This is a genomic window from Micromonospora sp. NPDC049175 (assembly GCF_043197345.1).
GTDB lineage: Bacteria > Actinomycetota > Actinomycetes > Mycobacteriales > Micromonosporaceae > Micromonospora.
Map to the genome: position 1 here is coordinate 612,870 of NZ_JBICSY010000004.1, position 21,226 is coordinate 634,095.

The window sequence follows — 21,226 nt, forward strand, 5'->3', positions numbered from 1 at the left end:
TCGCGGAACCGGACGGAACGTGAACGCGAGTGCCCGTTAAATCGGTTGTCCGAGCCGCGATGGCCTGCTGAACTACCCGAAACCGCCACCAACAGTCAGGGAGCACCAATGCGCGCTGCGTCGATGTCCGACCAGAAGGTATCTGTCGCCTACCTGAAGGACCTGACGCCGCGTGAAGACCCTGAACCTCGGCATCCTGGCGCACGTCGATGCCGGTAAGACCAGCCTGACCGAACGGCTGTTGCACGACGTCGGCGTGACCGACCGGCTCGGCAGTGTCGACGCGGGCAGCACCCGGACGGACTCCCTGGCCCTGGAACGGCAACGCGGGATCACCATCCGCTCGGCCGTCGTCTCCTTCGTGCTGGACGACGTGACCGTCAACCTGATCGACACGCCCGGCCACCCGGACTTCATCGCCGAGGTGGAGCGGGTGCTCGGTGTGCTCGACGGCGCGGTGCTGGTGATCTCCGCGGTGGAGGGGATACAACCGCAGACCCGGCTGCTGATGCGGACCCTGCGTCGGCTGCGCATCCCGACGCTGATCTTCGTCAACAAGGTCGACCGGGCCGGGGCGGACCCCGAGCGGGTCGTGCGGGCCGTCGCGGAGAAGCTCTCCCCGGCCGTGGTGGCGATGGGCTCGGTGGAGATCCCGGGGACCCGTGCCGCCCGCTGCTCGCCGTACGGCCCCGCCGACGAGGCGTTCACCGACCGGCTGCTCGACGTGCTCGCAGGGCAGGACGACGGGCTGCTCGCCGACTGGGTGGCGAACCCGTCGGCGGTGCCGTACCCGCGACTGCGCGGTGCGCTGGCGACGCGGACCCGCCAGGCGCTCGTGCAGCCCGTGTACGCCGGCTCGGCGATCACCGGCGCGGGCGTGGACGCGCTGCTCGCCGGGATCACCGAACTGCTGCCGACAGCTCAGGGTGACGTCGACGCCCCGCTCTCCGGCACCGTTTTCGCCATCGAGCGGGGTCCGGCGGGGGAGAGGATCGCCCTGGTCCGGCTCTTCGCCGGCACGATCCGGGTCCGCGATCGGGTCCGCGTCGGCAGGGCCGACGCCGCGCTGGTCACGGCGATACGTGTCGCCACCCTGGGGGCTGACGTGGTGGCGTCGTCGGTCGGCGCCGGCCACATCGCCCGGCTCTGGGGTGTGACGGAGGCGCGGATCGGCGACCCGGTCGGCGTACCCCCGGAACGTGCCGGCGCGGACCGCCACTTCCCGCCGCCCACGCTGGAGACGGTGGTGGTGCCGGAGCGCCCCGTCGACCGGGTCACGCTCCACGCGGCGTTGAGCCAGCTCGCCGAACAGGATCCCCTGATCAACCTGCGGCAGGACGACCGGCACCACGAGATCAGCGTGTCCCTCTACGGCGAGGTGCAGAAGGAGGTCATCCAGGCCACCCTGGCTGACGACTTCGGCGTGCGGGTGACGTTCCGGGAGACCAGCGTCGTGCACGTGGAGCGGGTGTGCGGCGTCGGCGGGGCGGTCGAGGTGATCGCGGTGGCGCCCAATCCCTTCCTGGCCACCGTCGGGCTGCGGATCGCGGCGGCGCCGACCGGCGCCGGTGTGAGTTTCCACCTCGGCGTCGAGTTGGGGTCGATGCCACCGGCCTTCTTCGCCGCCGTCGAGGAGTCCGTGCGCCGGACCCTGCGCCAGGGGCTGTCCGGGTGGGAGGTTCCCGACTGCGAGGTGACGATGACCCACGCCGGCTACTGGGCGCGGCAGAGCCACTCCCACGGCAGCTTCGACAAGAGCATGTCCAGCACCGCCGGGGATTTCCGCAACCTCACCCCGTTGGTGCTGATGGCCGCGCTCACCCGTGCCGGCACGCGGGTCCACGAACCGGTGCACCGCTTCCGGCTGGAGGTGCCCGGTGACGTCCTCGGCACGCTGCTGCCCGCGCTCACCCGACTGGACGCGGTGCCGACGGACACCGTCGGGCGGGGCACCTCGTATGTGGTGCGGGGCGAGATCCCGGCGGGCCTGGTGCACGCGCTGGAGCGTCGGCTGCCCGCGCTGACCCGGGGTGAGGGCGTCCTGGAGACCGAGTTCGTCAGATACCGCCCGGTGTCGGGTGTCGCCCCCACCCGGGCCCGCTGGGACAACAATCCGTTGGATCGCAAGGAGTATCTGCTGGCGGTCGCCCGCCGGGTCGGCGGCCGGTAACGGCGATATCCATTGCGGACGCCCCGGGGACCTCCTAGTCTCGTCGAAGCAAGGTCAACCGAGCACACCCCGAAGGGAGTACGCCGTGCCACAGCGCGTCCGCACCGTTGCCGCCCGGCGTCTGCTCCCTGCCGGCGCGGCCCTGCTCGGCACCACCACAACCTGTGTCCGTCGGTCGTTGCGGCGCAATCAGCCGGGGTGGCGCGACTGACGTGACGCTGACGCGTCCGCCGGCCGCCCATCCCACCGGGATCGGGCGGCCGTTTCGTATCCGCGCACCGCCGCCGCGCTCGCACCTGATCATTAACGGTCATCGCACGACAGGAGGAGACCACGATGGGATTCACCCCTCTCGCCGGTACCCGGGCACCGGTCCGGGTCTGGACCGACCCGTACGCCATCGAGCCGCAGGCCGCCAAGCAACTGCGCAACATCGGCGCGCTGCCCTGGGTGCAGGGCGTCGCCGTGATGCCCGACGTGCACTTCGGCAAGGGCGCCACGGTCGGCTCGGTGATCGCGATGCGGCAGGCCGTCTCACCGGCGGCGGTCGGCGTCGACATCGGCTGCGGGATGTCGGCGGTACGCACCTCGCTGACCGCCGCGGACCTGCCGGACGACCTGGCCGGGCTGCGGTCCGCGATCGAGGCCACCATCCCGGTCGGCTTCGCCCAGCGGCAGGACTCCGTCGACACGCGTCGGATCCGTGGCCTGGAGCAGGCCGGCTGGGACGACTTCTGGGGCCGGTTCGCCGGTCTGGACCGGCGGGTGGCGCAGTTGGAGACGCGGGCGCGGCGGCAGCTCGGCACCCTCGGCGGGGGCAACCACTTCATCGAGGTCTGCCTGGAGCAGGGTGGCGCCGACGAGGGGCGGGTGTGGCTGATGCTGCACTCCGGGTCCCGCAACATCGGCAAGGAGTTGGCCGAGCGGCACATCGGGGTGGCCCGGGGGCTGCCGCACAACGCCGACCTGCCCGACCGGGACCTGGCGGTGTTCCTCGCCGGGACGCCGGAGATGGACGCCTACCGGCGGGACCTGTGGTGGGCGCAGGAGTACGCGCGGCGCAACCGTGCCGTCATGCTGGCCCTGCTCTGCGGTGTGGTGCGGGAGCACTTCCCGCAGATCTCCTACGACGAGTCGATCTCGTGCCACCACAACTACGTGTCCGAGGAGAGCTACGACGGGGTGGACGTGCTTGTCACCCGCAAGGGCGCGATCCGGGCCGGGCGGGGCGACCTGGGCATCATCCCCGGCTCGATGGGCACCGGGTCGTACATCGTGCGGGGTCGGGGTAACCCGGACGCGTACTGCTCGGCGTCGCACGGGGCGGGGCGGCGGATGTCGCGGGCGCAGGCCAAGCGGACGTTCAGCACGGAGGACCTGGCCGCGCAGACCGCCGGGGTGGAGTGCCGCAAGGACGCCGGGGTGGTCGACGAGATCCCCGGCGCGTACAAGGACATCACCGAGGTGATGGCCCAGCAGGAGGACCTGGTCGAGGTGGTGGCGCACCTCAAGCAGGTGGTCTGCGTGAAGGGCTGACGTGCCGTGCGGGCCGGGTTGACCGGCCCGCACGGCCGCCGCTCAGAAGCCGACGAAGACCCGGCGCAGGTCGTCGAGGGTCACCGAGCCGGTCACCCGCACCCCTTCGGGGGTGTGCTGGGTGCCCAGCCGTCCGGTGGCCAACCGCAGCCACGCCTCGGCCGGAGCCACCAGCTCCCCGTCGGGACGCTCCGGCGCGTCGACGATCTCGACCTTCTCGCCCAGCCGCAGCCCGAACGTCCGCTCGGGGGTGTCCAGCCGGACCAGCAGTGTGGCCTCCCGCCCGGCCAGCTCCTGCGGGCGGCTGGTCCAGGACAGCATGCCGCCGATCTGGTCGAGCAGCAGCGCCACCGCCCCCGGCGTCACCGCCGCGAACGGGTTGAACGCCACCTCGGCGTCCCACTGGTGCAGGGCGAACTCGCTGAGTCGGAACCGGGCCGCGGTGGCCACGTCGATCGGCTCCGGCAGGAAGCCGAGGTCGACACGCATCGTGGCCCGGGTCTCGGTGTCCAACGCCTCGTACGCCTCGACCAGCCGCTCGTTGGCGGCGAGGAACCCGGCGGCGTGCTCGGCCGGGGACATCGCGTCCCAGCGCGCCCAGACGCCACGGTTGAAGTCCCCGTCCGGGCCGGGCGCGCCGGTGCGGGCGGCCTCCAGCGTCGCCAGGTTGATCTCGGCGCCGCTGCCCAGGTGGCTCAGCACCTGGGACACCTGCCACTCGCTGGCACCCGACGGGCGGAGCAGGTCGTCCTCCTTGAGGTCGCGGACGAGCGCGGCGAGCTCCTCGTGGCCCGCGCGCAGAGCCGTGATGATCTGGTCAGCAGGGGTCGGCATGGATCTCCTCAAACGGATATTCGACGATGGTCGGGACGTTACCGGACGTGACCGCCGGCCGGCCCACCCCACGCTCGGAGCGATCCGGCCGGCGGCCACGTCGGTCGGCTCAGCCCATGTGCACGGTGGTGCCGGTCGGGACGTCCTCCTTGCGCACCTTCACCAGGATCAGGGTTGCCAGGCCGGCGAGCACGATCAGCGCCGCCCCCCAGGCGAACGCCACCCGGTAACCGTGCACCAGCGCATCGACCTGGGTGACCGGGTTCGGCGCCCGGCCGACCAGGTAGGCGGCGACCGCGCTGGTGTAGAAGGTGTTCAGCAGCGCGGTGCCCAGCGAGCCACCGATCTGCTGGGTGGCGTTGAGCGTCGCGCTGGCCGCGCCGGCGTCGTGCTCCGGCACCCCGACCAGGGCGAGGCTGGACAGCGGGACGAAGGTGAAGCCCAGCCCGAGGCCCAGGATGACCTGGGCGGGCAGCAGGTGGGTGAGGAACGAGGTGTCCGCGTCGATCTGGGTCAGCACCAGCATGCCCAGGGCGGCGAGCACGGCGCCGGCGACCATCAGCGGCTTGGCGCCCAGTCGCGGCATCAACTGGCTGGCGCCACCCGCGGCGATGAGCACACCGGCGGTGACCGGCAGCGACGCGAGACCCGCTTCCAGGGGCTTGTACTGCAGCACCACCTGGAAGTAGAAGGTCAGGAAGAGGAACGCCCCGAACAGGCCGGCGCCGATCAGCGTCGAGGTGAGGAACGCCCCGCCCCGGTTGCGGTCCAACACGATGCGCAGCGGCAGCAGCGGGTGGCTGGAGCGCAGCTCGATCACCACGAAGGCGGCGAGCAACACCACGCCCGCGGCGATGAATCCGAGCGTCGCGGTGGCGTCCCAACCGTCCTCGGCCGCCTTGGTGAAGCCGTACACCAGGGAGACCAGGCCGGCGGTCACCACGATCGCGCCGGGTACGTCGTAGCGGGTGTTGCCGTGCGCCCGGCTCTCCGGCACCAGCGGAATCGCGAACGCGATGGCGATGGCGGCGACCGGAATGTTGACGAGCAGGCACCAGCGCCAGTCGGCGTACTCGGTGAGCACCCCACCGAGCAGCAGACCGACAGCCGACCCGCCGCCGGCGATCGCGCCGTACACCGCGAACGCCTTGGCCCGCTCGGTGGCCTCGGTGAACAGCACGGTGAGCAGCGCCAGCGCGGCCGGGGCGAGCAGCGCGCCGAAGGCACCCTGCAACGCGCGGGCGGCGAAGAGCATCTCGCCGCTGGTGGCCAGACCGCCCAGCGCGGAGGCGAGCGCGAAGCCGGTCATGCCGACGATGAACGTGCGCTTGCGGCCCCAGTAGTCGGCGATCCGGCCGCCGAGCAGCAGCAGGCCGCCGAAGGCCAGCGTGTAGGCGGTGATCACCCACTGTCGGTTCGCGTCGGTGATGCCCAGGTCGGCCTGCGCCTGCGGCAGCGCGATGTTCACGATGGTGGCGTCCAGGACGACCATCAGCTGCGAGACCGCGATGACCGCCAGCGCGATCCAGCGCCGCGGGTGCGGCGCGCTTGTCGACGCCCCGGCGCCGGGTGCGCCAGGTGCGGTCGAGGTGGTTCCGGACATGGTGAAGCCTTCCGTGTTGCGGATGTCGATGGGTCAGGCCTGTGACGGGCGGTCGGGTTGGTAGCGGAGTACCGGGATCAGCACCTGGTCGACGACCTGGATGAGGAACGCGTCGTCGGCGGGCAGGCCGTGCGCGACGATGCGGGACATGGTGAGCGCGGGCGCGAGATCGTGGAACAACTCCCGTTCGCCGGCCTCCGGTGGGATCTCTCCACGGGCGGCGGCCCGGACCAGGATGGCGGTGCTGGCCACCCGCCCGGCCGGCAGCACCTGGTGGCGTACCAGGCGTTCCAACTCGGGGTTGGTCCGCATGGCGAAGGTCAGCGCCTGCATCAGGTCGCAGTCGGCCACGCAGATCGCGGCCGTGGCGCGCAGCAACTCGATCAGGTCACCGCGCAGGCTGCCGGTGTCGGGCGGGTTGTGCACACCCACGTGCCGGTCACGCAGGGCGGCGACGACCAACTCGGCCTTGCCGTCCCAGCGCCGGTAGATGGTGGCCTTGCTGACGTGGGCCCGGGCGGCGACGGCGTCGATGGTCATCCGGTCGAAGCCGACCTCGCGCAGCAGGTCGATGACCACGCCGAACAGGTCGCTGTCGGTGCAGCGCGGACCCCGGGCGGCCGGCACCCCGGCGCCCGCGCCCACCTGCTGACCACCAAGCATCCCGACCCCCCGCGAAACGATGTCGTACTGACACTAGTTCGCGGAGGGCTGATTGTGCAGGCTTTCGTGAGTTGCCTCGCACTGAGTCGACGAAACGATTGCGTTTCTACCAGGAGTCCGGCAGGTGAACCCGGTGGTCAGCCGCCAGCGTGCGCGTACCGCACGTGCTCGGGCTGAACGAACAGGGTGCGTCGGGCGATGGCGTGACCTCTGCTGTCGAGCTGGTAGCAGTCGATCCAGCACCAGCCGTGGTAGGTGGGCCAGTCGAGCCTTCTGATCACCCGCACCGCAATCGGGATCATGAACTGGACACTGGCGGCACGATCCAGTCGCAGCACGTCACCTGCCTTCACGACCGCTGGTTCTCCCGGTCGCGCCAGGCGTTGAGGCGTACGGCGGCCTGTCGCAGACGAGGGCACGAGCCATCAGGGCGGCACTTGGAGCAGACGTCGCGATGATGAAAGTCGATCACGTAGCCAGCCATGATCACCAAGAACGGCGGCTCGGGCCTGATCTCCTCACGCATCATGACGGTCGTCTCGCTGGTTGCCACGCATGCGCGCTCGTCGCTTGCTCGTGGCCTGATCCGGCTGCACTGGTGGCGTAGGAGGATCGCACGCCACGGGTTGGTAGGCGGAGCGCTCGACAACGTCGATCGGTTCGTCCGAACGCTGGAACCACTTCCATCGACGCACATCCGCCTCCCGAGAGATCACGATTAGGCCATCTACCAGCCACAATCCATGCGCCGGGTACAGATCTGCAACGTCTCACTTCGAAATTGGCGCTTAGAGATTGACGCTGCGTCGTCTGGCCCTGCAAGCTGTTCGAAATGAGACACACGGGCGCACGAAGTGAGATTGGGAGGGTGGATGAGTGAAGCCGGTTCCTCCGTCCCGAGGCGGCAGCTTGGACGGTTGCTGCGACAGGCGCGGGAGGAAGCAGGGATCAACCTGGAGGCCGCAGCCAGTGATCTTGAATGGTCGCGAGCCAAGATGTATCGGCTGGAGAGTGGTCAGACTTCCCTGCGGACCCATGATGTGATCTTGATGTGTCAGCGTTACGGCACGTCTGCTGAACTGACTGAGGTATTGGTCAGCCTTGCCAGGGAGAGTAAGTCTCGTGGCTGGTGGCATGCCTATGGCGATGTGATCCCGGGCTGGTTTGAGTTGTACGTAGGGCTGGAAGCCTCAGCCGCTCAGGTGCGCCATTACGAATCGACCCTCATTCCTGGCCTTCTGCAGACGCCCGAGTACATGGCTGCGGTGTTCCAGACCAAGCCCAACCGCAGTGCTCAGGAGGTGGATCAGAAGGTTGCCCTGAGGATGCAGCGGCAGAAGCTCTTGACCCGGCGCAGCCCGGCGGCGCTCAGCTTCCATGCGGTCATTGATGAGGCGGTAGTCCGCAGACCCATCGGCGACATCGACGCGTGGCGCGCACAGCTTGCCCACCTGGTGAACGCTGCTCAGGCCCCGAACATCTCCGTCAGGGTGCTGCCGCTGGCCACCGGGCCGCACCGCGCGTCCGTTGCCGGAGCGTTCGTGCTGCTTGACTTTCCCGCGGTTGGTACACGAACGGCAGAGCCAAGCACTGTCTACTGCGAGTCTCTGACCGGCAGTCTCTACCTGGATCGGCCGAGTGAGGTTGAGACGTACTCTAAGGTCTGGCAGACGCTCTTGGATCTTGCACTCAGCGAGCGCGCGTCAGAGGATCTAATCAGCACGGTGATTAAGGAGACCTACGATGAGTGACTTGACTGGTGCTCTCTGGCGCAAGAGCAGCTTCAGCGCGAACGAGGGCAACTGCGTCGAGGTGGCCGACAACCTTCCTGGGTTGGTCGGCGTGCGAGACAGCAAGGATGTGCAGGGGCCGGCTCTGGCCTTTACTGCGGACACCTGGCGAGCCTTCATTGCTGACGTTCGGGCTGACGCCGCGAGTTGAACGCACTCCGGAACAGAAGGGGGCCTTCTTTCGCAGGAAGGCTCCCTTTCGCATTTTTCGCCAGGACTTCTGGTGGTGTGGTGGAGCGGCCACAGCCGCCCCACGTGGCACCGAGGTGTGGAACACGCTCAGGGAGCAAGCTCTGAGCGTGGAGGATTCGTGCAAGCTGATGCACAAGATCAAGGAGAGGCACCATGGGTGATCTGACCGGCGCTACCTGGCGCAAGAGCACCAGGAGCAGCGATTCGGGTAACTGCGTTGAGGTTGCTGACAACCTCCGTGACGTCGTCGGTGTGCGAGACAGCAAGGATGTGCAGGGGCCGGCCCTGGCGTTCGCTGCGGCCACCTGGCGAGCCTTCGTTGCTGGCGTTCGGGCTGATTCCCTGAGCTGAGCGTGCTTCGGAAGCGGAGTCACCTGGCACCGACCAGGCGTTGATCTCGACGCGGGCTACTGAGATCATCGGTCGCTTGGTCTGCGGGCCCGGCTCGATCCGATCAGCTCACACGAAGGGGCACGACGTGCAACGTCATGGCTGCGTGATCCGACTCCGCCCGGAGCAGCGGGAAACCTACCTGCGGCTCCACGCCGACGTCTGGCCCAGCGTCGAGCAGACGCTGCGCGAGGCGAACTTCCGCAACTACACCATCTTCCTGCACGACGACCTGCTCTTCGGCTACTACGAGTACGTCGGCGACGACTACGAGGCCGACTCGCGGCTGATCGCCGCGGACCCGCAGACGCAGGAGTGGTGGAAGCTGACCGACCCGTGTCAGGAGTCGATCGCCGAGCCCGGCTCGGGAGACTGGTGGGCCCCGATGCGCGAGATCTGGCACCTGACCGACGAGGCGGTCGCGCAGGCACCCGACCCGACCCGGCAGGGCTCCGTCACCTAGACGAGTGAGTGTTGAGCGGTATGCCGCAGAGTCATGGTTATGAATCTGCGGCATACCGCTCACTGCCGCGTCCGCCCCCGCGGACGTGACCAACGGTCACCGTTGGAGGTTCGTACGCTCCAACGGGGTGACAACTCGGCTCGCGCATTGAAGACTAGCTTCATCCGTCCATGTGGATTGGTTGATATCCTACGGAGGAAGCGTGCTCACGAGAAGGAAGCTGCTCGTCGCCGCAGCAGCGGCCGTGGTCGGCGTTGTACCGCTGGCTGGCAACGCGGCCGCGGCCGCGTTGCCAGAGCTGAACATGGAGGCGCTGATCAAGGCGGCCCAGATCGACCCTCGTCGGCCGGACACCGCGCTGACCGAGGGGGCCAAGGACAGCGTCCTGCTGGTGGAGCGCGCACTCCAGGCGAGAGGGCTGCTCTCGTCGGCGTACGTCGACGGTCACTTCGGCACCACCACGATCGCCGCGTACGCCGCGTACCAGCGGTCCCTCGGCTACACCGGTCTCGACGCGACAGGTCTACCCGGCCCGTCGTCGCTGCGGTCGCTCGGCGAGGGACGGTACACAGTGGTCAGGGCGATCTCGCCGGGCAGTGTGGTGACCCTGCGCGGTGTGCAGGTCAACACGCGCACCAGGTCGATGCTGATCGAGGCCGAACGCCTGCTCGGCCGCCAGCTCGCCATCACGCAGGGCTCGTACAGCAGCGGTGTGGGTGCCTCTGCCGGCACGCACGACGGCGGCGGCGCGCTCGACCTCTCGGTCAGCGGTCTCTCCTCGGCGGTCCGGACGGACGTGCTGCGTCGACTGCGCACGGTGGGCTTCGCCGCGTGGCTGCGGACCCCGGACCAGGGGGACTGGGGTTACCACATCCACGCCATCGCGCTCTCCGACACCGACCAGTCGACAGGTGCGCAGAACCAGGCAGGCGACTATTACCTCGGTCGTAACGGCCTGGCCAACCGGGGCGTCGATGATGGCCCAGCGGTCAGCCCGAAGCGAACCTGGGAGGAATACCAGCGCACGCTCTGAGGCCTACCGGTTCACCCACGTCGATGCCGGCTGTTCGGCGTACAGAGGAGCGAATGTGTCCATTCGTAGTAGCCGTCTCCTGCGCGGTACCGTCGCCGTGCTCACCACGGTCCTGACGAGCGCGGCGGTCAGCGTCGCCAGTTCGACCGGCGCCCAGGCGGCCGTGAACACCTCGACGAGTTACCTGGTGGTCTACAACAACAACATCGAGAACTGGCTGCCGAGCTCCTGCGCGGACGGGTACAGCTGGGACCGACTGATCACCTATCTCAAGGGCCGACCACTGAGCCCGGACATCTTCACGGTGCAGCAGGTGTCCAACCAGACGCAGCTCAACACTCTGACGCAGCGTCTCTCCGACGAGCTGCCCGGCACCTACGCCGGGCAGATCGCGATCGCGAGCCCGGGTTCGATGGGCTACACCAGCACCTGCGGCAAGTTGAAGAACCAGCAGACCAACGCGGTCGTCTACCGCTCGGACCGGTTCACGTTCGAGGACGCCACCCGGTGGCGATCCGACGCCCCCGAGGACTATGACGCCGGCACCGGTGGGTGTCAGAACCTCGAACCCACGCGCAGCAGCCAGGACCGGGTCCACAACATCGCCGTCCGGTTGCACGACAGCGTCCGTGGCGAGGACGTGTCGGTCGCCTCGATCCACTGGCCGACCAACACCTGGCACGGCCCGCTGTGTGCCGACGAGAACATCAAGGAGGCCGACGAGGCGATGGACCGCCTGGGCGGCGCCCTGAAGATCGTGGCGGGTGATGCCAACGCCGAGCCCGAGGACGCGGGTTGGTGGAACGACGGCAGGGCCGACGGCTATCGCGACCCGATCGCCGAGAAGTGCGGTAGCCGCGACTGCTCCTCGGCGTACGACACCAACGGCAGCCGGCGGATCGACTTCCTGCTGGTCAAGAGTGGCAACGGCTTCAGCAACGCGGCGACCATCACGCCGTCGATGACCGGCGGTGAGTACTCCGAGCACCGCGCCGTGACCGCCTACGTGAACTACTGACGACCCGGCGGGCGACACCGCACACCGAGCGGCGTGCGGTGTCCCCGCCGGCCGAGTGTTCTTACCACCGAACCAAAAATCTTCGACAAAAGGTGGGCGTGCTTGTCGATCGGGGTCGGTCCCATTCGTAGCCCTGGTGAGAGCCCGCCACCGCGGCGGGTCACCGACCCACCGGAGGGCACGATGACCACCACAGCGACCACCACCACCCCCGCCACCACGTCGACCGTCGGCGCGCTGATCCGGACCGGTCTCGTCGCCACGGTCGCCGCGAGCGCCGCCACCATGGCCATCGCCGCCGTCGGCCGCGCGGCGGGGATCAGCCTCGACGTGGCCGACGCGCCGATCCCGGTGTCGGGCTTCGGCGTGCTGACCGCCGTATTCTCGCTGGTCGGGGTGATCCTCGCCGCGCTGCTGTCCCGCTTCGCCGGGCGTCCGCGGCGCTCGTTCGTGCGTACCACTGTGGTGTTGACGGTCCTGTCGCTGGTGCCGGACATGATCGTCGACGCCGGGGCGGCCACCAAGGCGCTGCTGATGCTCACCCACCTGGTCGCGGCCGCGATCGTCATCCCCGCTATCGCGCGCCGCCTGGCCGCCTGACCTGTCGCCATTCACCATCCAACGGTTGGAGGACCGTCATGAAGCAGTACCTGCTGTCCGTGCACGCCGTCGAGGGCGCGCCGGAAATGTCCGACGAGGAGACGCAGACCATGTTCCGGGAGACCGACCGGGTCAACGACGAGATGCAGGCCGCCGGCGCCTGGGTCTTCGGCGGAGGGCTCCGGTCGCCGGACAGCGCCACGGTCGTCCGGGTCGAGAACGGCGCCACCACCATGAGCGATGGGCCGTTCGTCGAGACGAAGGAACACATCGCCGGGTTCTGGGTCATCAAGTGCGACGACCTGGACCAGGCGCTGGCCTGGGCCGAGAAGTGCGCGGCGGCCTGCGGCCCCATCGAGGTGCGACCCTTCAACGACCTGTCCCAGGCCTGACCGGGAGCCAGCCGACAGACATGGACCTGGGCAGCATCTACCGCGCGGAGTACGGCCGCTGTGTCGCCACCCTGGCCCGCCTTCTCGGTGACCTCAGCCTCGCCGAGGAGGCGGTCCAGGACGCCTTCACCAAGGCTCTGGAGAAGTGGGAGACCCCACCGCCCAACCCGGGTGCCTGGATCGTGACCACCGCCCGCAACCGGGCCGTCGACCGGCTCCGCCGGGAGTCGACACGGGAGGCGCGGCACGCCCAGGCCCTGCTGCTGCACCACCAGGACGAGCCCCGAGAGGTGGGACCGGTGAAGGACGACCAGCTGCGACTCATTTTCACCTGCTGCCACCCGGCGCTCGGTCCGGACGCGCGGACCGCCCTCACGCTCCGCCTGCTCGGCGGTCTCGACGTGCCCGAGATCGCCCGGGCCTACCTGATCCAGGAGTCGACCGTCGCGCAGCGCATCGTGCGCGCCAAGAAGAAGATCCGGGACGCCGGCATCCCCTATCGGGTACCCGCCGAACACGAGCTGCCGGACCGACTGCCGTACGTGCTCACCGTGCTCTACCTGATGTTCAACGAGGGCTACGCGTCCACCGCCGGACCGTTGATCAGAACGGACCTGTGCGCCGAGGCGATCCGACTCACCCGCGAGCTTGCCGCGTTGATGCCCGACGAGCCCGAGGTGCTGGGGCTGCTCGCCCTGCTGCTGCTGACCGAGGCGCGCCGCCCGGCCCGGCTCGACCCGTCCGGCGAGCTGGTGCTGCTGGCCGACCAGGACCGGTCACTGTGGGACCGGGCGCTCATCGCCGAGGGGCACGACCTGGTCCGGCGTTGCCTGCGGCGCGACCAGCCCGGCCCGTACCAGATCCAGGCCGCGATCGGCGCGGTGCACACCGACGGCGCGGCCACCGACTGGCAGCAGGTCCTGGCACTGTACGACCAGCTCCTCGCGCTCACGCCGAGCCCGGTCGTCGCGCTCAACCGTGCGGTTGCCGTCGCCGAGGTGCACGGACCGGCGCTGGCCCTGGCCGGGTTGGTGGACCTCGACCTCCCGGGCTACCACCGGCTGCCGGCCACCCGCGCCGAGCTGCTGGTCCGGCTCGGCCGCGACGAGGAGGCCCGAGCCGCCTACGACCAGGCCATCGCACTGGCCACAAACGAGACCGAGCGGGCCCACCTGCGGGCTCGTCGTACCGCACTCACCCGTGAACGGAGCACATCATGACCGCCACCTACACCGTCGACGTCTTCTCCAGTCTCGACGGCTTCGGCAGCACCAGCGGCAACTGGGGCGGCTACTGGGGGAAGCAGGGCCCCGAGCTGCTCGCGCACCGCCTGGCCGTCTACGGCGAGGAGCAGCGCATGGTCTTCGGCGCCCGTACGTACCGGGCGTTCGCGCAGATGCTGGCGGCCAGCACCGAGGAGTCCGAGGTCCGCGACGCCTGGGTGACCCGGATGAGGAGCCTTCCGGCGACAGTGGTGTCCAACACGCTGGAAGGCCCCCTCGACTGGCCGAACGCGACAGTCCTGCGAGGCGACGCCGTCGACGTCGTCGCCCGGCTCAAGGAGGAGTCCGACGTGCCCCTGCGCTCACACGGCAGCCTGTCGATGAACCGGGCGCTGATGGCGGCCGGACTTGTCGACCACGTCCAGGTGACGCTCTTCCCGGTGATCACCGGACAGACCGGAACCGAGCCGATCTTCTCGGGAGCGGCCGACTTCGACCTGGAGCTGATCGAGAGCCGGACCCTCGACGGCGGCACCCAGGAGCTCACCTACCGGCCCACCCTGCACGTCTGAACGACGAGGCAGGAGCCGTAGGACTGCTCGGGGTCGTAGCAGTCGTGTCGGCGGTATGACGCTTCCGCTATGCCGAACATCGATAGCCGTCACATTAATATCTACGAGCATCGATGATGTCGCGGCCGGTGGCCGTCGACGAGCGCAGGGGAGTGCCCGATGTTCCGAGGACAACTGAGACGCGCGGCGCTGGCCATGCTGGTGGCGATCCTGGCGGCGGCCGGGACGCAGCTCGCCACCGGTACGCCGGCCGCCGCCGTTCGGACCGTCTACTACGACGCGAGTCGGACCGGCGAGTTCCGCACCAACTTCGACCAGGCGGCGCAGATCTGGAACAGCCGGGTCAGTAACGTCCGACTCCTGGCCGGCACCCCGGCCAGCATCACCATCTACGTCGACGACGGCTGGCCCCGCGCGCAGCCGACCGGTCTCGGCTCGGGCCGGATCTGGATGGGCCGCACGGCCGTCAACCAGGGCTACGACCGCACCCGCATCGCCACCCACGAGGTCGGCCACATCCTGGGCCTGCCGGACCGGCGCACTGGACTCTGCTCCGACCTGATGTCCGGCAGCAGCGCACCGGTGTCCTGCCGCAACGCGACCCCCAGCGCAGCCGAGGCGAGCCGGGTCAACTCGCTGTTCGCCGGCAGCCTCGTCGCGCCGGCGAGTACGACGTACACCTGGACCGGCGCGTCCGACGTCGAGCCGCTCGTGGTCGGGCGGTGAACCACGTCGACCTGCCGTCGATCCGCTCGTGGATCTCCACAGAGGTCGGTGGTCTGCCCGTCTGATCCAGCAGCGACATCGCGGGCGGGGGCGAGCGCCAGACGCGCCCCCGCCCCGGTGTCGCCCACGCCATCCCACGATGCGATACGGTGCCTGGCATATTCGGCACATCGGAGGTGGCGTCATGCCTACCGTCGTCGTCCTCGCGCTGACCCTCGCCCTCGCGCCCGCGCCGTCCCCGTCGGCCACCTCGGATCCAATCGGCGGCATCATCGGTGGCGTCGGCCAGATCGTCGACGGCCTGCTCGGCGGCGACACGCCGACGGCCCCTCCGCCGCCGAGCGTCACCCCCACCGGGGCGCCCACGCCGAGTCGGCCACCGGCCGCCGGTCCGCCCGGCCCGGTCCGGTCCACCGCGATCCCGGTGCCCACCACCTCGGCGGGCGGTCCCCCCGCACCCATCGCCCCCGATCGCTCCACCGCTGGCGAGGGCACCGGCACCCCCGGGGCCGCCGTGCCGCGCCGCGACGGCGACACCCCCGCGCCGACCGTCCCGCCGGCCCTCGCCACCCCCACCTCGAATGCCTGGCCACCCACGTCGTACCTGCTGGTCGTGGTGGTCCTCGCGGTGCTGGCGGTGCTGTTCCTGCGCCGCCGGGCCCCGGTCCCCGCCGCCGCGCCCGGTCCCGGTCCGGGCGCCGATCCGGCACCGGATCCCGGCCCCCTGCCCGATAACGTCAGCCGGTTGCCGACCAGCCTCAACGCCATCTACGAGATGGGCCGACAGGACGAGCGACTGGAACAGGAACGCCGCCGGCCCACCTGAGGCGCGACCTCACGGGGCCGAGTACGCGCCCTCGCGCCGCGGGACGGCGTCGTCGTAGACCCCGACCGGCCCGCTGTAGCGGTCGGTGCCCGTCGGGTACGGCCAGGCGTTCGCGGTGCAGCCGTGCAGGCCCAACGTCTGCTGCTGCATCACCGGCGCCGGCCGGCCCCGCCGGGGGCACCGCTCGTGACCGAACCCGAGTTTGTGCCCCACCTCGTGGTTGACCATGTACTCGCGGTAGGTGGCCAGACTCGCTCCGTAATCGGGCACCCCCTTGACCCAGCGCGCCACGTTGAGCACCACCCGGCCACCGTTGCGGCACGAGGTGTAGGCGTCGGGCACGTCCTGGCAGAGCGTGTCGCGGGTGCCGGGAGTCGCCAGGTAGATGGTGAAGTCGGTCGAATCGCCGGCGCCCACCCGGCGCAGCCGCCACGTCCCGCCGGCCGTCCACCCGCGGGGGTCGTTCAACGTCGCGGAGATGGCCGTCGCGACGTCGCCCACCGGCAGACCCCGGATGTCGCGTTCCACGGCGATCCGGTAGCGCAACAACCGACCCTCGGTCGCTCCGGTGGGTGCCGCCTCGGCGGGTGCCGTCGTCCAGCGGTTGCCGCCGGTGGCGGGGTAACTGACCCCGACGGCCGGCGCGGAACTGGGCGGGACACCGACGACTCCGGTCGGCCGACCGGAGGCGGTGACCGCGGCCGGCTCGCTGGGCCGTGGCCCAGCGGCGACGGGATCGGCGTCGGGTTGCCCGGCAGTCGGCAGCCCACACCCGGTGAGCAGCGCCACCACCAGGAGTAACACCGCAGAGGCGGTACGCCACCGGCGGGTAACCTTCGTCGACATGTCTCTCCCCTCGCCCGCCGGTCGGCGGCGGCGCGGAGGAGAAGACGGGCGACCACCGGAAAAGGTTGAGGTGATCTGGACTCAACTTTTCCCCGGCCTCGCCCGTCTCTGGGGTGTGGCACGGGGGAGGGCTCGGGGTGGCGCGGGGTGACGCGGAGTTCGTCGAGTTCGCCAGGGCGGCGTCCGGGCGACTGGTGCATGCCGCGTTCCTCATGACCGGCGATCACCACCTGGCCGAGGACGCCGCGCAGACCGCCCTGGTCCGCACGTACGCGTCCTGGTCACGGATCCACGACGACGACGCCTACGGGTACGCCCGCCGCACCCTGGTCAACCACCTGGTCGACGGGTGGCGGCGACCGATGCGGGAGTACCCGACCGACGAGGTGCCGGAGCAGCGGCGCGGCGACGTGGCCGACGAGGTGGCCACCCGGCGCTGGTTGATCGCCATCCTCGGCGCGCTCAGCCCTCGTGAGCGGGCCATCGTCGTGCTGCGCTACTACTTCGACCTTCCGGAGGCGCAGGTGGCTCGGGAACTCGCCGTATCCGTGGGCACGGTCAAGAGCACCAGCTCACGAGCCCTGGAGAAGCTGCGCGCCGCCTCGCCGCGAACAGCCGACAGGGAGGCGCGCCGATGAGCGAGTGGGATCTGCTCCGCGACGCCATGCGGGCCACCGAGCGCCCCGGGACCGCGCTCGACCTGGACCTGGTCCTGCGCGAGGGGCGGCGGCTCCGTACCCGTCGGCGGGTTGCCGGAGCGGGAGCGGCGACGCTCGCGGCCGGACTGGCCGCCGTCGTCGCGGTGGGGGTCGTCACGCGGCCGGACGATCGGCCCGGACCCGAGCGCCCACCGCCGGTCGCCGTCGCTCCGCCGTCGGCCGCTGTCTCGCCGACGGCCCCGGGCTCGGTCGAGTCGACGCCACCGCCGACGATGGCCCGCGACGTGCCTCCCCCGAAGCCCCTGGGCCAGATAATCGACAGCGGGGTGCGGCACGGCTCCGACCGGCGGGTGTACTACGTCATCGGGCTGTCCGTGCTCAGTGCGCCCAAGGTGACGATCGGGCTGGCCGCCGGTCGCCAGGCACCGAACGGCGCCCTGACCACGGACATCCTGGCCAACGACGTCGAGGGGTCCGACCGCAGCCCCGGGTTCCACGAGATCGGCTACGACGAGAGCTCGTCGACCGCGCCGGTGCCGACCTTCGGATACTTCGTCGGCCCCGCCCATCGGATCATCGGCACGGTGGCCGGCCGGCAGGTCGACGCCCGACTGGCCCGCTGGAGTGTCGACAAGCAGGTGGTGATCTTCTGGTTCGACCCGGCCCAGTTGACCCCGGGGGAGCCGCTCGACGGCATCATCGCCCGCGACGCCAGCGGTCGCCGACTCTGACGCGCCGGCCTGTCGCTCAGGCCGGATCGGCCAGCCGGCGCTCGATCGTCACCGTCGTCCCCTCGGCGGTGGAGACCAGCCGCACGTCGCCGTAGGCGTTCATCAGCAAGGCGCCGCGCCCACGGTCCATCGCCGGCCGGCGGTCCCGCCAGGTGCCGAAGTCCCGCACCGAGATCCGGATCAGCCCGCCGCCCACCTGGAGCCGGACCCGCACCTCCGGACGGCTGGGCTGCTGCGCGTGCTCGACCGCGTTGTTCATCGCCTCGGACGCGGCGAGCAGAAGATCCTCCAACACGTCCGGGTCGACGTCGAGGTCGTCAAGCCTCAGCCGGACGTCCCGACGCATGGCCGCCGCCGAGGTGGGTGCGGACGGGTAGGTCCACCCGACGTCCAGGACGTCGCCCAACCCGCTCCGGTCGGTGGCGGCCCGCGCCAGCACCGGCGCGTCCTGCCCGGGTGCGACCGTCCGGGGCGGCGCGACGGCGTTGAGGGGGTCGGGCCGCGCCGACGCCGTGTCGACTGTCGGTGCGGTGACGTCGCCGACCGTGTGGCTGCGGGCCCGCCGGATGCCGGCCCGGACCCGGGCGATCAGCTCGGCCGCGGCGAACGGCTTCACCAGGTAGTCGTCGGCGCCCAGGGTGAGGCCCTCCACGCTGGCCTGCCCACCGGCCCGGGCGGACAGCACCAGCACCGGCAGAGTGCGGGTCGCCGGGTCCGCGCGTAGTCGCCGGACCAGGTCGAAGCCGTCCAGCACCGGCATCATCACGTCGGTGAGGACCAGGTCCGGCCGTTCGCGGTGGACCTCGTCGAGGGCCTGCCGGCCGTCGGTGACGGCCCGCACCCGCCAGCCCTGCCCGGTGAGCAGCCGGCTGAGGTACGCCCGCATGTCGGCGTTGTCATCGGCGATGAGGATCCGTGCGCCGACCAGCTCGTCCACGGCCGGACCGGACACGTCGCCGGGCTCCGCCGGATCGCCGCCCGACTCGGTGAGCCAGCCCATCGCCTCCTCGACGGTGGCCCGCGCCGCGTCACCCCGTCCGACCGGCGACGGCCCGCTCCCCGCCGTGCGGCCCGCCGCCGACCAGGGCAGCGCCACGGTGAACGTGCTGCCGACACCCACCCTGCTCGTCACCCGCACCGCGCCGCCCTCCAGCCGGGCCAACTCGTAGGCCAGGGCCAGGCCGATGCCCGTGCCCTCGTGGCTGCGGGCGCGGGCGCCGCGGACCCGGTGGAAGCGTTCGAAGAGTTTCGGCAGGTCCGCCTCGGCGATGCCGATGCCGGTGTCCGCGACGATGAGGCGGATCTCCTCGTCGTCGGCTTCGAGGGTGACCCGGATCCGGCCGATGAACGTGTACTTCAAGGCGTTCGACAGCAGGTTCGTGACGATGCGTTCCCAGTTGACCGGGTCGATCGTGACCGGCCGGGGCAGCGGCGGGCAGACCACCTCGAGAGTGAGTCCGGCCCGTTCGACGGCGGCCCGGAACACGCTGGCGAGCTCGGCCGTGAGCGCCGCCAGGTCGAGCACGCGGGCGTCGCTGCGAGCCCGCCCGGCCTCCAGGCTGGAGAAGGTGAGCAGGCTGTTGACCAGGGTCAACAGTCGCGTGGCGTTCCGCCAGGAGGTTTCCACCCGCTCCCGCTGCGCCGCCGGCAGCGGCGCCGTGGCGTCGGTGAGGGCGTCGGCGAGCGGGCCGAGGATCAGGGTCAGGGGGGTACGGAACTCGTGGCTGACGTTGGCGAAGAAGTCGGTCTTCACCCGGTCCAGTTCGGCAAGCGCCTCGACCCGGCGCCGCTCCTGCTCGTACTCCTGGGCGTTGCGCAGCGCCACGGCGATCTGCTGGGCCAGCAGTCGGTAGAAGGACCGGTACGCCTCGTCCAGACCTCGGTTGGGGCTGATCCCGGCCAGGAGGACGCCGAGCGGCTGATCCTCGCCGCCCGAGGGCAGCGGCAGTGCCAGCGCGGTCCGGACCGGGTCGCCCCACGGGCCGCCGGGCAACGCCAACCGGTCAGCGACCTCGGACACCGCGGTCGGTCGACCCTGCGCGGCGTCCGCCAGCCCCCACACGTCCGCGGCCGGGCCGGGGTCGGCCAGCTCGACGGTGTCCGGCAGTGCCCGCGCGTACCCCTGGTCGCCGCCGGTGCGGGCGACCCGCCGCAGCACCGTGCCGTCGCGCAGGTAGATGGCGGTGAACGGGACGTCGAGCGGGTGGCCCTCGATCGCGTCGGTCAGCCGGGCGCCGGTGGCGTGCACGTCGACGGTGCGTCCGTCGCCGAGAACGGACAGGTCGCGCAGCAGTCGCAGCCGACGTTCGCCGACCACCTGCTCGGTGACCTCGCTGCACACGGTGAGCACGCCGACGGTCTGGCCGTCGTCGTCGCGGACCGGGGCGTGCGAGACGCTGAAGTACGCCTCCTCGCGGTAGCCGGCCCGTTCCAGCAGCAGTCGCAGGGCGGGGACCCAACTGGCCACCCCGGTCGCCGTGGCCTGCTCGATGAGCGGGGCGAGGACGTCCCATCCCTCGGCCAGGGTCACCCGGACGTCGTCGCCGAGCGCGGCCGGGTGTTTGTCGCCGATCAGGGCGGAGTACGCGTCGTTGTAGAGCTGGGAGAAGCTCTCTCCCCAGAGCAGCAGCATGGGGTACCGGGACGAGAGCACCGTCCGGACCGCGGCGCGCAGGCTCTGCGGCCAGTCGGTCACCGGGCCGAGTGGGGTGCGGGCCCAGTCCAGCTCTGCCATCAGCCGGCCGGTGTCACCACCACCGGTGAACAGGTCGATGCCGGGTCCCGTCACGCTTGGTCCGGCCCCATCGCAAGCCCCCGTTCCGGGCCCGACGACCCCTGCTGGCGTTACCTACCCATCCTGACACCTCTACTCACCTGTGCCGACGCCGGTACCTACCGTCGAAGCGACGGTGGTTCGGGACGAACGACCGATGCTCGCAACATTGATATCTGTAAGTGT

22 protein-coding genes and 1 pseudogene are annotated in these 21,226 nt (G+C 70.6%); 16 read left to right on the top strand and 7 right to left on the bottom strand.

All coding sequences use genetic code 11. The features are described 5' to 3' along the window. The first annotated feature begins 172 nt into the window (after positions 1–172). Together ACGFH8_RS19825 and ACGFH8_RS19830 are read left to right on the top strand one after the other, a co-directional pair. Entirely contained in the window at positions 173–2,170 is a 1,998-nt protein-coding gene (locus ACGFH8_RS19825; protein WP_393368893.1) for a GTP-binding protein, read from the top strand. Between the two features lie 336 nt (positions 2,171–2,506). After that, on the top strand, positions 2,507–3,706 hold the full coding sequence (locus ACGFH8_RS19830) for an RtcB family protein (protein ID WP_393368896.1): 1,200 nt from the start codon (positions 2,507–2,509) through the stop codon (positions 3,704–3,706). 42 nt (positions 3,707–3,748) lie between these two features. On the opposite strand, the gene ACGFH8_RS19835 is transcribed toward ACGFH8_RS19830, so the two are convergent. The 5 genes from ACGFH8_RS19835 to ACGFH8_RS19855 all read right to left on the bottom strand — a co-directional run bounded on the left by ACGFH8_RS19835 (position 3,749) and on the right by ACGFH8_RS19855 (position 7,359). Then, positions 3,749–4,540, bottom strand: a complete 792-nt coding sequence (locus ACGFH8_RS19835; RefSeq protein WP_393368897.1) for a maleylpyruvate isomerase family mycothiol-dependent enzyme — start codon at positions 4,538–4,540, stop codon at positions 3,749–3,751. Between the two features lie 109 nt (positions 4,541–4,649). Beyond that, a complete protein-coding gene (locus ACGFH8_RS19840) occupies positions 4,650–6,143 on the bottom strand; it encodes an MFS transporter (RefSeq protein ID WP_393368900.1) in 1,494 nt (497 codons plus the stop codon). A gap of 33 nt (positions 6,144–6,176) precedes the next feature. Continuing rightward, positions 6,177–6,806, bottom strand: coding sequence for a TetR/AcrR family transcriptional regulator (locus tag ACGFH8_RS19845; protein ID WP_393368903.1), 630 nt, complete (start codon positions 6,804–6,806; stop codon positions 6,177–6,179). 137 nt (positions 6,807–6,943) lie between these two features. Further along, a complete protein-coding gene (locus ACGFH8_RS19850; RefSeq protein ID WP_393368906.1) occupies positions 6,944–7,108 on the bottom strand; it encodes a hypothetical protein in 165 nt (54 codons plus the stop codon). A 47-nt stretch (positions 7,109–7,155) separates the two neighbouring features. Next, complete coding sequence (locus tag ACGFH8_RS19855) at positions 7,156–7,359, bottom strand: hypothetical protein (RefSeq protein ID WP_393368908.1); 204 nt, start codon at positions 7,357–7,359, stop codon at positions 7,156–7,158. Between the two features lie 319 nt (positions 7,360–7,678). On the opposite strand from ACGFH8_RS19855, the gene ACGFH8_RS19860 reads away from it, so the two are divergent. The 12 genes and pseudogenes from ACGFH8_RS19860 (at position 7,679) to ACGFH8_RS19915 (ending at position 16,031) form a co-directional block, all read left to right on the top strand. After that, positions 7,679–8,557 (top strand): helix-turn-helix domain-containing protein, encoded by an 879-nt coding sequence (locus tag ACGFH8_RS19860; protein ID WP_393368911.1) that lies wholly within the window; start codon positions 7,679–7,681, stop codon positions 8,555–8,557. Beyond that, a complete protein-coding gene (locus ACGFH8_RS19865) occupies positions 8,550–8,747 on the top strand; it encodes a DUF397 domain-containing protein (RefSeq protein ID WP_393368914.1) in 198 nt (65 codons plus the stop codon). The genes ACGFH8_RS19860 and ACGFH8_RS19865 overlap by 8 nt, the downstream gene beginning before the upstream one ends. Before the next feature lie 194 nt (positions 8,748–8,941). Beyond that, positions 8,942–9,139: a DUF397 domain-containing protein gene (locus tag ACGFH8_RS19870; RefSeq protein ID WP_393368917.1), complete on the top strand. Its 198-nt coding sequence runs from the start codon at positions 8,942–8,944 to the stop codon at positions 9,137–9,139. 145 nt (positions 9,140–9,284) lie between these two features. After that, a complete protein-coding gene (locus tag ACGFH8_RS19875; protein ID WP_393368920.1) occupies positions 9,285–9,641 on the top strand; it encodes an L-rhamnose mutarotase in 357 nt (118 codons plus the stop codon). A 202-nt stretch (positions 9,642–9,843) separates the two neighbouring features. Beyond that, positions 9,844–10,674, top strand: coding sequence for a peptidoglycan-binding protein (locus ACGFH8_RS19880; RefSeq protein ID WP_393368922.1), 831 nt, complete (start codon positions 9,844–9,846; stop codon positions 10,672–10,674). 55 nt (positions 10,675–10,729) lie between these two features. Beyond that, positions 10,730–11,692, top strand: coding sequence for a hypothetical protein (locus ACGFH8_RS19885; RefSeq protein ID WP_393368923.1), 963 nt, complete (start codon positions 10,730–10,732; stop codon positions 11,690–11,692). A gap of 183 nt (positions 11,693–11,875) precedes the next feature. Beyond that, on the top strand, positions 11,876–12,292 hold the full coding sequence (locus ACGFH8_RS19890; protein WP_393368925.1) for a DUF6069 family protein: 417 nt from the start codon (positions 11,876–11,878) through the stop codon (positions 12,290–12,292). A gap of 38 nt (positions 12,293–12,330) precedes the next feature. Beyond that, entirely contained in the window at positions 12,331–12,684 is a 354-nt protein-coding gene (locus tag ACGFH8_RS19895) for a YciI family protein (RefSeq protein ID WP_393368928.1), read from the top strand. A 20-nt stretch (positions 12,685–12,704) separates the two neighbouring features. After that, positions 12,705–13,904: an RNA polymerase sigma factor gene (locus tag ACGFH8_RS19900; protein WP_393368930.1), complete on the top strand. Its 1,200-nt coding sequence runs from the start codon at positions 12,705–12,707 to the stop codon at positions 13,902–13,904. Beyond that, positions 13,901–14,479, top strand: coding sequence for a dihydrofolate reductase family protein (locus ACGFH8_RS19905; protein WP_393368933.1), 579 nt, complete (start codon positions 13,901–13,903; stop codon positions 14,477–14,479). The genes ACGFH8_RS19900 and ACGFH8_RS19905 overlap by 4 nt, the downstream gene beginning before the upstream one ends. A 159-nt stretch (positions 14,480–14,638) precedes the next feature. Further along, positions 14,639–15,199 (top strand): annotated as a pseudogene (locus ACGFH8_RS19910) (snapalysin family zinc-dependent metalloprotease); the annotation flags it as partial. Between the two features lie 190 nt (positions 15,200–15,389). Beyond that, complete coding sequence (locus ACGFH8_RS19915) at positions 15,390–16,031, top strand: hypothetical protein (protein WP_393368935.1); 642 nt, start codon at positions 15,390–15,392, stop codon at positions 16,029–16,031. Between the two features lie 9 nt (positions 16,032–16,040). On the opposite strand, the gene ACGFH8_RS19920 is transcribed toward ACGFH8_RS19915, so the two are convergent. After that, positions 16,041–16,877, bottom strand: coding sequence for a DUF3152 domain-containing protein (locus tag ACGFH8_RS19920; RefSeq protein WP_393368938.1), 837 nt, complete (start codon positions 16,875–16,877; stop codon positions 16,041–16,043). A gap of 137 nt (positions 16,878–17,014) precedes the next feature. Between ACGFH8_RS19920 and ACGFH8_RS19925 the strand changes: the two genes are divergently transcribed. Both ACGFH8_RS19925 and ACGFH8_RS19930 read left to right on the top strand, forming a co-directional pair. Beyond that, a complete protein-coding gene (locus tag ACGFH8_RS19925; protein ID WP_393368940.1) occupies positions 17,015–17,515 on the top strand; it encodes a SigE family RNA polymerase sigma factor in 501 nt (166 codons plus the stop codon). Next, positions 17,512–18,267: a hypothetical protein gene (locus ACGFH8_RS19930; RefSeq protein WP_393368942.1), complete on the top strand. Its 756-nt coding sequence runs from the start codon at positions 17,512–17,514 to the stop codon at positions 18,265–18,267. Before ACGFH8_RS19925 ends, ACGFH8_RS19930 begins: the two co-directional genes overlap by 4 nt. 16 nt (positions 18,268–18,283) lie before the next feature. Here ACGFH8_RS19930 and ACGFH8_RS19935 read toward each other — a convergent pair whose 3' ends face one another. Then, a complete protein-coding gene (locus ACGFH8_RS19935; protein ID WP_393368945.1) occupies positions 18,284–21,055 on the bottom strand; it encodes an ATP-binding protein in 2,772 nt (923 codons plus the stop codon). Between the last annotated feature and the right edge of the window lie 171 nt (positions 21,056–21,226).